This is a genomic window from Pseudomonas reinekei (assembly GCF_001945365.1).
GTDB lineage: Bacteria > Pseudomonadota > Gammaproteobacteria > Pseudomonadales > Pseudomonadaceae > Aquipseudomonas > Aquipseudomonas reinekei.
Genome location: NZ_MSTQ01000002.1, coordinates 377,756 through 392,267, shown reverse-complemented (window position 1 = coordinate 392,267; position 14,512 = coordinate 377,756). Strand labels below are relative to the sequence as shown.

Genomic DNA, 14,512 nt, shown 5'->3' with positions numbered 1-14,512 from the left:
CGTTTTTCAACGTCGCCTGAGTTTTCACGCTGCCGTTACAAACGGATCTGATTTAAATCAACTAACCGGCTATATACGATTGGAGATGGAGCACCGCTGTAGATCATCGGCAGACGGTGACCTTGACGTCGCGAATCAGCTTTTTGATAGGTGCTGGAACGTTGCACCGATGCGATCAAGAGGTTTCGTGCTTTGTGTTGTATGGGCACTTTGAATGACCACTATCGGCCGATTGTGTTGAAAAAGTCGATGTTGATATCCTCAACCGTTCTCGTGGACTGATTCTGGATAGATGCTCATGTTGACTGGCTTGAATCATTTTACGTTGGCGGTTGTGAACCTCTCTCGCAGCATTGAGTTTTATGAGGCTCTACCTGGGTTTAGATTGGCTGCCCGCTGGGAGACGGGGGCCTATCTTTCCCTCGGTGATCTCTGGCTTTGTCTGTCTCTCGATGAGAGTCGTGTGGCGGAAAAACAGCCTGATTACACCCACTATGCGTTTTCGGTGGGGCAGGATGATTTTGAAGAAGTCACCGCTTACTTGCGGCTTCGTAACGTTATTGAGTGGAAATCCAATTCGAGTGAAGGTAACTCGTTTTATTTTTCGGATCCCGATGGGCATCGTCTGGAAGTGCATGTAGGCAGCCTCGCTTCAAGGCTTGAGGAATGTCGGCGCCATCCGTATGCAGGTATGGAGTTTTTTGACTGACCGTTTTCGTCTGATTTTATTGAAAAAGTAGCTCTGCTATCTGGCCTGCGGCAAAATCTCTACGTTGGTCAGCAGGGAAACACGCAGCATGAAGGGACAGTTATCGAGTGGGCAGGAACGACTGTTTTACTCGTTCAACCTTGAAGATCACATTCCCGCCAATCACCTTCTGCGCAGCATTGATCGGTGTCTTGATCTCAGCGACCCACGCCATTACCTCACCGATTTCTATAGCCCGATTGGGCGTCCGTCGATTGATCCTGAACTGATGATCCGCATGCTGATCGTCGGCTACTGCTATGGCATCCGCTCCGAACGGCGGCTGTGCGAAGAGACCCATTTGAACCTGGCGTATCGCTGGTTCTGCCGGTTGAGCCTTGAAGATGAAGTCCCCAACCACTCGACCTTTTCCAAAAATAAGCACGGCCGTTTTCGGGACCGTGATCTGTTTCGCTGGTTGTTCAATGAGGTGCTGCGTCGCTGCATGGACGCAGGTTTGGTCAAGGGCGAAGGGTTTGCCGTGGACGCTAGCATCATCAAGGCGGATGCGAGTCGGCAGCGCGGCGTACCGGGTGACGAACCGGTTAGCTGGAGCGATCCGTCTCTGAGCAGCCGCGCTGTACGTGAATACCTTGAGGCACTTGATGAAGATGCTTTGGCCGAAACGCTGCCGAAGCGTTTGTCACTGACTGATCCTCAGGCTCGCTGGACCGCTGCTCCAGGCGGCCCGGCGTTCTACGCTTATTCCACGAATTATCTGATCGATACCGAGCACGGCGTCATTGTGGATGTGGAACCCACACCAGCTCATCGCACAGCGGAGGTCGAGAGCACCAAGACGATGATCGATCGGGTCGAAGCGCAGTTCGACATCAAGCCGGAAGGCCTCATTGGCGACACCGCTTACGGTACCGCGCCGATGCTGGCCTGGATGGTGGAGGAAAAAAACATCGAGCCGCATGTGCCGGTGTGGGACAAAACCGAGCGCAAGAACGACAGCTTTTCGAGTAACGATTTCCACTGGAATGAAGAGGCCGAGGAATACCGCTGCCCAGCCGGCAACGTATTACGCAGCGAATGGCGAGCCTTCAAAAACGAGCGTTCGCACGTCACCAAAGCTAACACCATCATCTTCCGATCCAGACAGGCCGACTGCGTAGCCTGTCCGATGAAGGCCAAGTGTTGCCCCAACACTGCGTTTCGCAAAATCGCTCGCAGCGTCCATGAAGCCGCTCGTGATGTGGCTCGGCGCATCGCAGCGACGCCGGAGTACGTGCGCTCTCGCCACGAGCGTAAGAAGGTCGAAATGTTGTTCGCCCACCTCAAGCGCATCCTGAAACTGGATCGCTTGCGACTACGTGGCATGAGCGGCGCGACCGATGAGTTCACACTGGCGGCCGCGGTGCAGAACCTGCGACGGCTGGCCAAACTTACATCCCAAGGTCCGCCAGTTACGGGATAGGTGCGCCTGCACTAAGCAAAAAACCTCAAATTAACCCACTAACTGAGCAGAAACGGTCAACGAAGGGCCGAGAAACCACTCAATGTGGTGAGTCGGTTCTTAGGCGATGGTCGTGCCTGAGTTCAGGTCAGCTGAAAATCCGACTTTTTTCAACAGAATCGACCCATAACTGACATTGAAAGCAAGCGCAAAGTGGCCGATTGCTGCCTGTCGCGAAGGGCACCTGGCGACCCTTTAGCCAGTCATCTATATCGTCTGAATCCATGGTGGGTTTCAGCAGTGTTCAGAAGATCTCCAGCTCATGCTGTTACATCACGATGGGCATCGGTCAGAACGCTTGAGCACCGCACTGAGGACGCGTTGTCCGTATAAGCCGACGCCAAGACCCGACACAATTAGAACCACTGCAACGATTTTGTTGGCTGACAGGCTCTCACTGAAAATCATGACTGAACCAAGCAGTCCGAATACCGGCACCAATAACGACAAAGGCGCGACTGTAGACACTGGATATCGTTTCAGAAGTGAATTCCACACCCAGTAGCCGAACAGTGTATTGGGGTAGACCTGGAACAGGATCGACAGGACGGCGCGGTAGTCGAGTTGATTCACCAGTGCGCTGTAACCCGTCGATCCGTTAACAGCGTAATCCAGCGCGAAAAGAGGGATGGGTGAAAACGCACTGGACCACACCAGGAAAGCGAAGACCTGGGTGGTCTTCGCTTTTTTGTTGATCACGTTGGCTGCACTCCAGGCGACCGCTCCCATCAGCACCAATACCAGCCCGGCCGTCGTTACTGTCCCATCAACAATTGAGATGATGCTCAACAAACCACAGGAGGCGATACCCATACCCGCAAGTTGGTAGCGGGAAATCGCTTCCTTGAATATCCATGAGCCCAGCAGGATGGTGAAAAATGCGCTGAACTGAAGCACAAGCGAAGCGATCCCTGCGGAAAGACCAGACTTAATACCAAGGTTAACGACGCCCCAAAGTCCGATACCGAAGACCAGACCGTAACCAATGAGGTAGCGCCACTGCACATCGGGTTTCGGAATGAAAAAGATCGCTGGAAGTGCGCAAAGCGTGAAGCGAATGCCAGCAAGAATCAGCGGGTCAACACTGGTGAGGCCCAGTTTGATAACCGAGAAATTCAAGCCCCATATTGCAGTAATCGAGATTGCGAGCAGTAGGTGCCTGGCTCTCATGCTGATCTTCCTTGATGGGTTGTTGAAAAATGAAACGTGAAAAACCACAGCACCAGGGCAGTAGCGCTGATCAAGGCGCCCAGCAGGCTTACTGCAATCCAGCCCCAAAGCGCATAAACCTGGGTCGCCGCTGCGGCTCCCAGTGCGCTGCCGACCGAGTAGAAGCACATGTAGGCGCCGACCATGCGACTTTGGGCGTCGGGTTGTGCAGCAAAAATGAGGCTCTGGTTGGTGACGTGCACTGCTTGCACCGCGAAGTCGAGCAAGACTACGCCGCAGACCAGTGCGATGAGGGACGTCTCGGCAAACGTGATGGGCAACCAGGACAGTGTCAGGAGCCCCAGCGAAATACCGGTCACTCGCTGCCCCAGGCCTTGATCGGCCCAGCGACCGGCTTTACTGGCAGCAAGGGCGCCGGCGACGCCGGCCAATCCAAACAGGCCGATGGCAGTGTGTGAAAGCGACAGCGGCGGTGCGCTCAGTGGCAGCACCATGGATGTCCACAGCACGGAAAACGCGGCAAAGATCAGTAAAGCCAGAAGGCCCCTGGTGCGTAAGGTGCGTTCGGTGATGAATAGTTTGAAGAGTGAACTGATGAGCTCCAGGTAGGAATCTTTGTGCCTTGGCGCCGCCGCGACAGGAACCACTTTCCACAACACCGTCGCGATGGTCAGCATCAATCCTGAGGACACGAAGTAGACGGCGCGCCAGCCCGCGATGTCCGCAATCAGGCCAGAGGTAAGCCGAGCCAGAAGAATGCCCAGGACAATTCCACTGGTTATTGTCCCGACTGATTGCCCGCGTTGTGAGGGTGTTGCCAGCGCGGCCGCGTATGCCACCAATACCTGAACGACCACTGCCAGCAAGCCCATCATGATCATGGCGCCCAACAGGGCCAGCCATTGCTGTGCTGCACCGACCGCAGCGAGCGCCGCCGCCGACAGCAGTACCTGCGTCAGAATCAGCCGCTTGCGGTTTATCAAATCGCCCAGCGGGACTATGAACAGCAACCCCAACGCGTAACCAACCTGAGTGGCCGTCACCACAACGCCGATCATTGATGAGGCCACACCCAGGCTGAGTGCCATTGAGTCGAGTAACGGTTGCGCGAAGTAAACGTTGGCTACGGTCAGTGCGCAGGTGATTGTTAACAATAACGTCAGCGCCGGAGAAAGCCCTGGAGAGCGGTCGCAGCTGCTGCTCTCAGCGGTATGTGAATGCAGCAATTGCGAAGGATGTCTGGAGAACCGCTTGGTGACTGAGTCGGTATCTGCTGTCATGTGCACCTCCATGGTGCTAATCTGGTTTCAATTAGAAACTAGATTTCATTGTTGCCGCATCAGGTTTTAAATTGCAACCACATTGCGCCAGACTGGTGGACAGACTTGGCCACCCCACACCGCACAAGGTCAAAAAGATGGAAGAATATGCCTCACCACACAGCAGCGAATGCCCGGTAGCAAGGACGCTGGAGGCCATTGGGGATCGCTGGTCGCTTATGATCATCCGCGACGCTTTTGACGACATTCGCCGGTTCAGCGAATTCCAAAAGAGCTTGGGCGTGGCCAAGAATATTCTGGCATCGCGACTGAAGACGCTGGTTGAGGTCGGCGTTTTCGACATTCGACCGGCGTCAGATGGCAGTGCCTACAAGGAGTACGTCCTTACGGAAAAAGGAAGGGAGATCTTTCCAGTTGTGATAAGTCTCAGGCAGTGGGGCGAACGTTTCCTGTTCAAGCCGCAGGAGACGCGTTCCGTGCTGATAGACAAAGAGTCCGGCCAGCCTCTGATGCCGATTGATGTTCGCTCATCAAACGGTCAAAAACTTGGACCGTCTGACTGCCACAGAGTGAGACTTGTTGGCGGCGAGTCGTGAATCGACAGCAGACTTGCCTCCAACCAGAACAATGCCGGGATAATTACAGCCAGTGTGTTGGGCGTAGTTGACATGAGCATGTCCGCTTTTGGCCGGTTCCAGCCCTTCGAGTCAGGCAGAAATCTGCCAGAAGCAGACGATCGCTGGAACGCTCCAGGCTTGATGCTTTTCCGATCATGCTGAAATGAGCATCGTCTCTGTGCAGGAGGAGCGGTGGAGGCTCGATACGTCTTAGGATGTCGCTGCTTTGAGGTCTGAATCCCTCCCGACCTTTCAATAACACTCGATGCGGTTGCGCCCGGCACGCTTTGCGCAATAAAGCGCCTTGTCGCTGCGTGAGAGGCTGGCCTCAGCGCTGACATCGGTTGAATGGAGGGAGGCGATACCTACACTCACCGCCAAGGTTAGACTTTCGTCTCCGTGGTCCAGTGGCGCGCTGGCCAGCTCATCCTGGACTCGTTGGGCGAATATTTTGGCTTCGTTGACGGAAGCATCGCTCAACACCACGGCGAACTCTTCGCCGCCCATGCGACCGGCGGCATCGGTTCTGCGCAGCTGCCTGCAGAGAATGGCCGAGAAGTGCTGCAGCGCGAGATCACCTACCGAATGGCCCCAGCGATCATTAATGGCTTTGAAGTGGTCAAGGTCGAACATCAGGATTACCGCAGGGTAGCCGGCAGAACGCTGCACCCGCGCCAACTCGCTTTCGAGGTGCTGCATGAAATGGCGACGATTGGAGAGTTGCGTCAGGGAATCCGTGCTGGCGAGCACATGCAGCTCGGCTTCGATTAGCTTGCGCTCGGTGATATTGGTGATGATGCCGTGCCAGAGCACGCTGCCGTCCGCCAGTGCCCTGGGACGCGCAGCACCATGACGCCAAGCGGCGCCCCCACCGGGCAGCACTACCCGGTATTCAAGGCTCCAGGGCTTGAGATCCCTCGCGGACGCCTCCAGGGATCCGAGGTAGGCAGCCAGATCGTCCGGGTGGATGATCAGGTGCAGAATGTCGGCATCCTGCATCAGTTGCTCCGGCGTCACTCCGTAAATGTCGCGGGCCCCGATGCTGACGAAGGAAAAACTGTACTGTCCATGCACCTGCCGCAGATTCTGGAAAACCATGCCGGGGACTTCGTTGGTCAAGTCGGTCAGCAGCGCGGCCTTCAGCTGTATCTGTTCCGACAGGGCGTACATGGCAGTGACGTCGGTGGTGGTTCCGACCATGCGCACGGGTTTGCCGGCGCAGTCGTATTCCACAACCTTGCCGCGACTGCAGACCCACTTGTAACTGCCGTCTCGGCAGCGTAGTCGGTGCTCCACTTCGAAAACCTCGGTGCGCCCGTCGATGGCCTCCTGGTATACGGCCAGCACGTAGGCGAAGTCGGTAGGATGGATGCGGGTGTAGGCCTCCGCGGCGTCGTCGCCGACCTCGTTGTTGGTGTAGCCCAGCAAGGCCTTCCAACTACTGGAATAGTTGACTTTGCCGGTGAGCATGTTCCGGTCCCAAACACCGGTGCCGCTGGTGACGATGGCCAGCGCTTTACGTCGCTCGCTTTCGCTAGGAAGCTCAAACTCCGCTCGATCCGACTCCTTCAGCAGCAGCGCCCCAACTGCCAATTGAGCGAACTCCTGCAACCCTTTCTGTTGTTCGGCATCCAGCTCGCGGGGTTGGTCGTGAAGCAGGCAGAGCAGGCCGAGTTGCCCTCCATCTGGCGCCTGCAAAGGGCAGGCAGCGAGAAAGCGCAGCGAGGGAAACGTTTTTGTCAGCTGGTGATTGCGCAGATGCTCGTCGCGGCTGATATCCGGCACGAGCAGCAATGTATGGGCATTGGCATCGGAGGGAAGCGGCATGCGGAGGTCTGGCAGTGTGTCGCGCACAATCGGGCCGGCGCTAGCGCAAAAACGCTGGAGATCCTGGGCGCCGGTTGTCAGCAGGACGGCCAAGACACCGAACTGCCTCCTAACCATATGGAGCAGGCCGTCGAAGCGCTCGTCTCGGGACCCTGCTGGCGACGTGGATTTGCTGGACAACATTCGGATTTTTCCACTCCGGGTTGCGAGTTGTGCCTCTTGGTGCTTATCGGCTTGGATTTGAAAAACTTAATAATAATAGCTTTCTGCCGTCACAATTTCGTTACGCGTACTGTTCCACCGTGACGAACTGGCTGACAGCCACTACCGTTGCCCCGTGGGAATCGAAAGGGGACGGACTCGTGTCACCCATATTGGCAGGCGATGGCCAGCCCCCATGTGGTGAATAAATAGCTCTGGTGTACCTACCTCCCGTCAACCTGACTCGTGCCATAGACGGCCATCTGCTGATTACAGACTTATGTTTACGATTTGATTGACTGCTGCTGGAGGTAATGGGCCGAGTCGAATACGACGGGAATCTATTAGCCGTTTTCTGCCTCATGCGACGGGCAGCTTTGGGTCGCTCTCTGACGCTGACGTCAGGCAACAATCTGTAGACTGCTGCCTACGCACCATTACACGTTGACTAGGGCTTGACCGGATCTGCCGGACGCCAGATTAGCTTGCGGGTGTCATACCCCTGTTGCTGAGCAATCTTTAGCAGTTGCTCGCGGTTGGCGCCGTTAATTTCAGAAGCGCGTGAAAGGACCCATAGATACTCTCTGTTCGGGTGGCCCACCAGTGCGAACTGGTAGGCGGGGTCGTGGTAAAGCACCCAATACTCACCTTTGGTTATTCCTGGTGCGATGCGGCTGAACCAGTTATCAAATCGCACCCACAGTTTGTCTGTCTTGCCGGGCTCCTGCGGTTCGGCAATTCCGCGTGCCTCTTTCCAGTTGCCATCCTGTTCCCTGCAACGATTGGTGACGTCAATGCGGCCATCATTGCGAAGGCCGTAATGCGCTTCTGACTGCTGGCAATTGCGCTGGAAGAACATCGGTAACCTGGCCTGCTCGTACCAGGTGCCCTGGTATTTTTGCAGGTCGACTTGCATGGTAGTCGGAGGGGGTTCTTGGCTTGACCCGGCGCACCCGGCGAGTGCCAAACCCAGGCAGGAAAGTAGAACGGTCTTGCGAATCGACATATAGACCTCCAGATTGTCAGGAGAAACACACATGTCATTGGAGGCAGGCGAGGGTGAAAAGTGCTATCGATTTCTTGGTGGTGGCGTTCACTGTTGGTACAGGCCGATCGCTGCCACGGTCAGGTGGAACGCATGTCCTGGCGCACAAGCCCTCGGTGTGTCGGGAGACGGTGGTGCTGGAGCCAAGACAGATCAGCCCGCAGCACCCACGCCGGGTTCAGCCCGAACGGCCGATCAGGATCGCTTCAATTTCGCCAGCATGGCCACGGCGACGGCTTTCGCCGACTGAGGGTTCTGGCCGGAAATGACTTCGCGGTCTTCGATCACGTGCTCGCTCCAAGGCTTGGCTTCGGAGAAGTCAGCTCCGGCTGCCGTCAGGCCATCCTGCGGGAACAGTTTCATATGGCCGCCGCCCAGGAAGCCTTTGGCCTGCTCTTCTTCCTCGTCAGTGAAGGCCGTGACTTTGTAACCCTTGTAGATCCAATTGGCTGGCGCTGCCGGCTGTTTGCCGGATTCCAGCGCGGACACAAAACCGTGCGCGTCCGGGATTGCCGACAGCATGGCGATGGTGCCGTGGCATGTGAAGCCGGTGATCTTGCCGTTTTCATGGAAGTTGGTCAGCAACTGACCCAGTTGCTTGTCTTTCAGCAGATCCTGCATCGGGATATGGCCGCCAGGCACGAACACGGCATCGAATTTGTCGTATCCGATTTTCTGAACCTGCGCGAAGCTGATGGCCGGCGAGCCGGTCTTCGACGTCAGCTTCAGCGTATCCAGCAGCGCGAGACTTTCCTGGCGGGCCTTTTCATCGCCGCCCCAGAAGTTCACATCATTGGATTTCTGGTCGGCGGTTGGCGCCTTGCCGCTAGGGGTGGCAAACACCACAGTTTGACCCGCCGCGATAAACGTCTGGACCGGTTGCATTAATTCGTTCAGAAAGAAACCTGTCTGCATGACCTTGCCGTCTTTCAGGTTCAGTTGATCCTGATCTGAAAGCACGACCAATACCGTGCCGGCATTGGCATAGTTAGCGGCAGCAGCTAGCAGGGCGGCACTAATGATTTTCTTCACGGGATTCTCCAGTAGGGATGATTGGCTGGAGCCATCTTATTACTGGAGCAGAAAGTGATAGAGCCCCTGAATTGAATTTCACTTGTTACATTGGGTAATCAACATTTGAGATTTCTCTCGTCGCATTATTTTCAAGCGGACTGCCACAATGGCCACCACTTGCCCCAGCACGGTCAGCTCCCGGCGTTCCGGATCGAGCACAAAGTCTTCAAACGCGTATTGCACAGTGAACCTCCCCGACGGAGCGCCGCCAACCCGGCGGTTGGTCGTTGCAACTGACCATACGGCAGATGCAAAACCGCTACAGAATGGCTTTGGACTCAAATCCAAGGGTTCGCCAAGACAAAACCAAGGCTGGCACAAGGACTTGTCAGCTGCGCCCAGGCAATCTGACTCCACACCGACGCAACCCACGCCGTTGCCCAGTGGAGAAAGTCATGAAAATCATCGTCATCGGTGGCTTCGGTCTCAGCGGTTCCAAACTGGCAGGCACCCTGCGGGCGCGCAGCCATGAGGCGCTGGCCATCAGCCCCAACGCAGCCGCAATGATCGTCCACATATCCACAACGCTGCGTACAAGCGCCGCGCCTTCTCGGGGCGGGGCAAGGCCCATATGCTTTGTCTACACCCAAGGCAGTCGGCAACAGCACAGACGCCAGAAACGGGAATCACTGAAACTCCACACTAAGAATAAAGGAGACAGGAAATGCCGAATGCCCTGTTCATTGATGATCTGATTCGCGAACGCAGTGCGAAGCGCGGTTTTCTGGATCGAGCGGTGCCCATGGAGATGGTGAGGGACATTCTGTCGGCGGCCAAGCATGCGCCGAGTTCGAGTAACAGCCAGCCATGGCGTTGCTATGTCATCACCGGCAAGTCCCGCGAGCGCATTACCGAGGCCGCCGTGCAAGCCTATCGCGCATCGCCGGAAGGGCAGGTGCCGGAATATCCCTTTTTTCCGCCAGAGCTGCATGACCCTTACAAGACCCGCTTCCATACCTTCCGCGGGCAACTGGGCGATGCCCAGGGCTGCTGCCGCAGTGACAAGCAAGGACGGCGGCGTGATGTCGAGCGCCAGTTCCGTTTTTTCGATGCACCGGTGGGCATCATCTTCACCATGGACCGACGCCTGGAGTGGGCCAGCTTCCTATGCTATGGCTGCTTCCTGCAGAACGTGATGCTGGCCGCCAAGGGCCGCGGGCTCGATACCTGCCCGCAGCAGATCTGGTCGCTGCAGCACCCTTTGCTGCGCGCCGAACTCAACCTGTCCGATGACCAGATGGTCGTCGCCGGCATGTCCCTGGGCTGGGCCGACAACAGCCTGGCGGAAAACAAAATGACCGTCGCCAGGCTGGAACTCGAAGAGTTCACGACCTTCGTCGACTAAGCACTTCGACAACACCACGTTAATTACCCACGGCGCTGTAAACGCGTTGCGGACCCTGCTTGTCCACGGAAAACTGGAGAATCACATGTCAGCCATTAAAGGGTTTCACCACCTGACCGCCGGCGTCGCCGGCGCCCAAGAGGACGTCGACTTCTACGTGAAGCTGCTGGGACAGAGCCTGATCAAGAAAACCGTGTTGCTGGACGGAGACGAACCGATCTATCACCTGTACTACGGTAATGCCCGGGGTGACGCCGGCACGCTGGTGACCTCGTTCCCGTTCCGCCAGCGCGGCGTCAAGGCCCGTCCAGGCTCTGGCCAGATCCGGGTCATCAACTACTCCGTGCCGAAGAACTCCCTGGACTTCTGGCGTGCCCGTTTCGAAGCGTTCGGCGTGACCTACGACAAGCAAACGGTCACTCGTTTCGGCGAAACACGCCAGCGTTTCCTGCACCCGTGCGGCATCGAATTCGATCTGGTCGCCTCCGACCAGGACAGCCGTACTGCCTGCGTCGCCGCTGACATCCCCGAGCAATTTGCCATTCGTGGCGTGCACAGCATCACGCTGTCGCTGCGCGAGGTGGCCGAGTCGGTCATCTTCATGAAAGACGCGCTGGAGTTCCGCTACGCCGGCGAACAGGGTCCTTATCACCGCTTTGAAACCGCCAGCGGCGCGCCAGGCACCGTCGTCGAGTTCCAGCACGAGCCCGACCGCCTGCAAGGTTCATCGATCTATGGCGAAGGCACGATCCACCACGTGGCATTCGCGGTGGACAACGTCGAACAGCAGATGGCACTCAAGGACAAGCTGATGTCCATGGGGCATATCGACACCTCCGAATCGGTGAACCGCAACTACTTCCGCTCCATGTATTTCAAGATGCCTGGCGGAGTGATGTTCGAAGCGGCGACCACCGACATTGGTTTCACCATCGATGAAGCCGCCGACGAATTGGGCGCCGAATTCCAGACGCCGTCGTGGCTGAGCGAGCGCAAGGAAGAGCTGCTGAGCCGGCTCGAACCGATCTCGATCTGACTCGACACCTCACACCCTGCACCCAGCGATCGCATCCAGCGGTCGCTGTTCACCTTCCTTCCTGCACAGGTTGCATCATGTCCAAACCAAACGTTCTGATCGTGTTCTATTCGCGCACCCGTTCCACCGAAATACTGGCCAACGCCATTGCCGCTGGGGCCGTGGCCGAAGGCGCCGAGGTTCGACTGCGTCGGGCTCGGGAGCTGGTCGGTCCTGAAGTCATGCAGCAGGTTCCGGGCTGGTTCGACAGCGCCGAAGCCATGAACGCCAAATATGAAAAACCGACCGAAGCCGACGCCGAATGGGCCGACGCCATCATCTTCGGCACGCCGACACGCTTTGGTTCGATCTCTTCGGAGCTCAAGGCCTACATCGATGGCCTCGGCGGCCTGTGGTTCGCCGGCAAGCTCAACGGCAAGGCCGGGTCGGTGTTCGGTTCGACCTCGTCCAGGCATGGCGGCAACGAATCGACCCTGCTGTCGATCTATGCCCCGATGGCCCACTTGGGCCTGATCATCGTGCCGCTGGGCTATGCCGATCCGTCGATGTTCAAGGCCGGTACCCCTTACGGCGCGACCCATGTCTCGGTGCACGACACCCTGGTGCCGGATGACGACCACCTGGCCGTCGCCGAGTACCAGGGCCGTCGGGTGGCTTCGGTCGCGCGCTCGTTGCGCTGCGTGCCGTCGGTCACCGAAGCCGCCTGAAAGCGGTGAGTCGCCGGCAGGGTGCTCATCCTGCCGGCAGCAGTTCGACCCAGCCTGGCTGGTTTTTGACCCGCTCCAGCCACTGCCCGATGGCGGTGAACCTGTGCATGTCAAAACCACCCTGGCTGGCCAGCGAGACATAGGCAAACAGGCCCAGGTCAGCCACGGTGTAGTGGTCGCCCACCAACCAGGTGTGTTGCACCAGCCATTGCTCGAGTCGAGCCAGTGCGAGGTAGCCTTCGTTATGGAATTGCTCGATCTGCGCGGCCATTTGTTCGGTGATGCCCTTCAAATGGTAAACCCGGCAAAGCGCCAACGGTTTTTGCAGGTCGCCCTGTTCGAACGACAGCCAGCCCGTGACTTGCGAGCGCAGCCAGGGATCGTCCGGCAGGTAGCGGCTACCCTCTGCCAGGTGCAGCAGGATGGCGCCGGACTCGACGACGGTCCGGCCGTCATCTAGCTGCAACACCGGCACTCGGCAGAAACGGTTGAGTTGCTGGAACTGTGGGGTCAGTTGTTCCCCTTTGGCCAGGTCCAGGGTGATGCGCTCGTAAGGCTGCCCCAACTGATTGAGCAGAATGCGCACCTTCCAGGCGTTGCCCGACATTCGGCTGTCATAGAGTCGCAAGATGTTCGCTCCAACGGGAAATCAGGGGCCAGGCATGACCGCGATGAACCCGCGATCCCGTGCCTGGGACATTTCCCATCCTACCGGATTTGCTCGTGCCTGACGGTGCGCCGTTTGGCACTTCTTGGCGAACGGACACCGGCAGATCAACGCTCAAAAAAGACCCCGATCTTCTACTGAAATCAAAAAAAACGAACCGAAGGAGAGACTGTCGTGGATGTTGATAAAGCAGATGTGACCAAAACCATCGAACAACTCAAGCACATGGCTGCCGCTGTGCGCGTCGGCATGCTTGACCCCTGGCGAAGCACCCTGGTGGGTGATGAGCCTGAGCCGCGTTTTGAACTGTTCCATGCCGCGAGTTCGTTGTGCTCGCAAAAAGTCCGCACGGTCCTGCATGAGAAACAACTGTCCTACCGCTCCAACGACTTGATCATCCTGTGCTCGATGGGCGCTGACGGCGTCATTGCAGCCGAGCATTACAACCCCTCGTATGTGCGCTTGCGACTTATCGCCGGTAAAGAAATGGGGCAGGCATTGGTCAACGGCTATAGCGGGCGTACCTCGGTGGAGACCGAGGGCTTCGATCCCTGTGCGGTACCGTTACTCATCGATTATGTGGCCGGGCGGGTGATCGCGGATTCCAAGCGCATCTGCTGCTACCTCGATGGTGTGTCCCGTGAGCCGTTGCAACTGTTACCGGTCCATGGGGAAGCTCATGCCCAGGCGATGCGCCAGGTCAGCATCGTCGATCGGTTGCCCAATGCCGCGCTGCTGTACGGTTTTCACCCGGACGCTGACCACCGTCCCGACAGCCTTAAGTCGGTGATGGAAACGGTGTATGACTACAAGGTAATAGCGCTGCTAGCCCTGGCTGCGGCCAATGCCGGGGACGCGGGACTGGTGGAGGCCTATCACGCCAAAATTGCCAAGGAAAGCGGGGGTAAAAAGGTCTGCCGCGACGCAGCGTTCCAACGCGCCGCCCGGCAGGATGCCAGCGATTTGCTGATGGTGCTCGAGCAGTCCCTGGGTGCGCAGTCGTTTCCGTATCTGAAGGGTGATGAGTTCTCACTGGCGGACGTTGTCTGGGGTGTCAACCTTATCCGTATGGCCTATCTCGGCCTGGCCTCGCTTTGGGAGAACATGCCCAAGGTTACGCGGTATTTCGAGGCCCTAACCCAACGGCCGTCGCTATGCCGCGAGGCGATTGGCGCGTCCATCGATTCACTGCCGCCTTCAGAGTATTTCGCTGGTTTGTCAGACTGTTCTGCCCGGTGAGCCCGTAGGAGCAAAGCTTGCCCGAGCTGGCGTCGTGTCAGGCGCTAGCAATGTTGAATGTACGGGCGCAATCGCGAGCAAGCTTTGCTCCTGG

15 protein-coding genes are annotated in these 14,512 nt (G+C 57.4%); 8 read left to right on the top strand and 7 right to left on the bottom strand.

Annotation, left to right across the window (positions count from 1 at the left end; all coding sequences use genetic code 11):
* Nucleotides 1-298 precede the first annotated feature (298 nt).
* A complete protein-coding gene (gene fos, locus BVK86_RS04230; RefSeq protein WP_059181040.1) occupies nt 299-709 on the top strand; it encodes a fosfomycin resistance glutathione transferase in 411 nt (136 codons plus the stop codon).
* An 88-nt stretch (nt 710-797) separates the two neighbouring features.
* On the top strand, nt 798-2,171 hold the full coding sequence (locus BVK86_RS04225; protein ID WP_075945234.1) for an IS5/IS1182 family transposase: 1,374 nt from the start codon (nt 798-800) through the stop codon (nt 2,169-2,171).
* Nucleotides 2,172-2,483: 312 nt separating this feature from the next.
* On the opposite strand, the gene BVK86_RS04220 is transcribed toward BVK86_RS04225, so the two are convergent.
* Together BVK86_RS04220 and BVK86_RS04215 are read right to left on the bottom strand one after the other, a co-directional pair.
* Nucleotides 2,484-3,380: an EamA family transporter gene (locus BVK86_RS04220; protein WP_075945233.1), complete on the bottom strand. Its 897-nt coding sequence runs from the start codon at nt 3,378-3,380 to the stop codon at nt 2,484-2,486.
* Entirely contained in the window at nt 3,377-4,660 is a 1,284-nt protein-coding gene (locus BVK86_RS04215) for an MFS transporter (protein ID WP_075945232.1), read from the bottom strand. Before BVK86_RS04215 ends, BVK86_RS04220 begins: the two co-directional genes overlap by 4 nt.
* A gap of 137 nt (nt 4,661-4,797) precedes the next feature.
* On the opposite strand from BVK86_RS04215, the gene BVK86_RS04210 reads away from it, so the two are divergent.
* A complete protein-coding gene (locus BVK86_RS04210) occupies nt 4,798-5,256 on the top strand; it encodes a winged helix-turn-helix transcriptional regulator (RefSeq protein WP_075945231.1) in 459 nt (152 codons plus the stop codon).
* A 273-nt stretch (nt 5,257-5,529) separates the two neighbouring features.
* On the opposite strand, the gene BVK86_RS04205 is transcribed toward BVK86_RS04210, so the two are convergent.
* The 4 genes from BVK86_RS04205 to BVK86_RS29765 all read right to left on the bottom strand — a co-directional run bounded on the left by BVK86_RS04205 (nt 5,530) and on the right by BVK86_RS29765 (nt 9,607).
* On the bottom strand, nt 5,530-7,287 hold the full coding sequence (locus BVK86_RS04205; RefSeq protein WP_075945230.1) for a sensor domain-containing diguanylate cyclase: 1,758 nt from the start codon (nt 7,285-7,287) through the stop codon (nt 5,530-5,532).
* A 466-nt stretch (nt 7,288-7,753) separates the two neighbouring features.
* Complete coding sequence (locus BVK86_RS04200) at nt 7,754-8,311, bottom strand: lipocalin family protein (RefSeq protein ID WP_075945229.1); 558 nt, start codon at nt 8,309-8,311, stop codon at nt 7,754-7,756.
* 234 nt (nt 8,312-8,545) lie between these two features.
* Nucleotides 8,546-9,382 (bottom strand): type 1 glutamine amidotransferase domain-containing protein, encoded by an 837-nt coding sequence (locus BVK86_RS04195; protein WP_075945228.1) that lies wholly within the window; start codon nt 9,380-9,382, stop codon nt 8,546-8,548.
* A 78-nt stretch (nt 9,383-9,460) separates the two neighbouring features.
* Nucleotides 9,461-9,607, bottom strand: coding sequence for a hypothetical protein (locus tag BVK86_RS29765; protein WP_157720461.1), 147 nt, complete (start codon nt 9,605-9,607; stop codon nt 9,461-9,463).
* Nucleotides 9,608-9,819: 212 nt separating this feature from the next.
* Between BVK86_RS29765 and BVK86_RS30440 the strand changes: the two genes are divergently transcribed.
* The 4 genes from BVK86_RS30440 (at nt 9,820) to wrbA (ending at nt 12,512) form a co-directional block, all read left to right on the top strand.
* The gene (locus BVK86_RS30440; RefSeq protein ID WP_197678081.1) at nt 9,820-10,119 is read left to right on the top strand and encodes a Rossmann-fold NAD(P)-binding domain-containing protein; all 300 of its coding nucleotides are present in this window, start codon (nt 9,820-9,822) and stop codon (nt 10,117-10,119) included.
* Nucleotides 10,089-10,769, top strand: coding sequence for a nitroreductase (locus BVK86_RS04190; RefSeq protein WP_075945227.1), 681 nt, complete (start codon nt 10,089-10,091; stop codon nt 10,767-10,769). The genes BVK86_RS30440 and BVK86_RS04190 overlap by 31 nt, the downstream gene beginning before the upstream one ends.
* An 85-nt stretch (nt 10,770-10,854) precedes the next feature.
* Nucleotides 10,855-11,805 carry a ring-cleaving dioxygenase gene (locus BVK86_RS04185; RefSeq protein WP_075945226.1) on the top strand — a complete coding sequence of 317 codons (951 nt, stop codon included), beginning with the start codon at nt 10,855-10,857 and terminating at the stop codon, nt 11,803-11,805.
* Nucleotides 11,806-11,882: 77 nt separating this feature from the next.
* Entirely contained in the window at nt 11,883-12,512 is a 630-nt protein-coding gene (wrbA, locus tag BVK86_RS04180) for an NAD(P)H:quinone oxidoreductase (protein ID WP_075945225.1), read from the top strand.
* 25 nt (nt 12,513-12,537) lie between these two features.
* Here the strand turns inward: wrbA and BVK86_RS04175 are convergent, their stop codons facing one another.
* On the bottom strand, nt 12,538-13,140 hold the full coding sequence (locus tag BVK86_RS04175; RefSeq protein ID WP_197678082.1) for a glutathione S-transferase family protein: 603 nt from the start codon (nt 13,138-13,140) through the stop codon (nt 12,538-12,540).
* Between the two features lie 213 nt (nt 13,141-13,353).
* On the opposite strand from BVK86_RS04175, the gene BVK86_RS04170 reads away from it, so the two are divergent.
* The gene (locus BVK86_RS04170) at nt 13,354-14,418 is read left to right on the top strand and encodes a glutathione S-transferase family protein (protein ID WP_197678083.1); all 1,065 of its coding nucleotides are present in this window, start codon (nt 13,354-13,356) and stop codon (nt 14,416-14,418) included.
* Nucleotides 14,419-14,512: the final 94 nt, after the last annotated feature.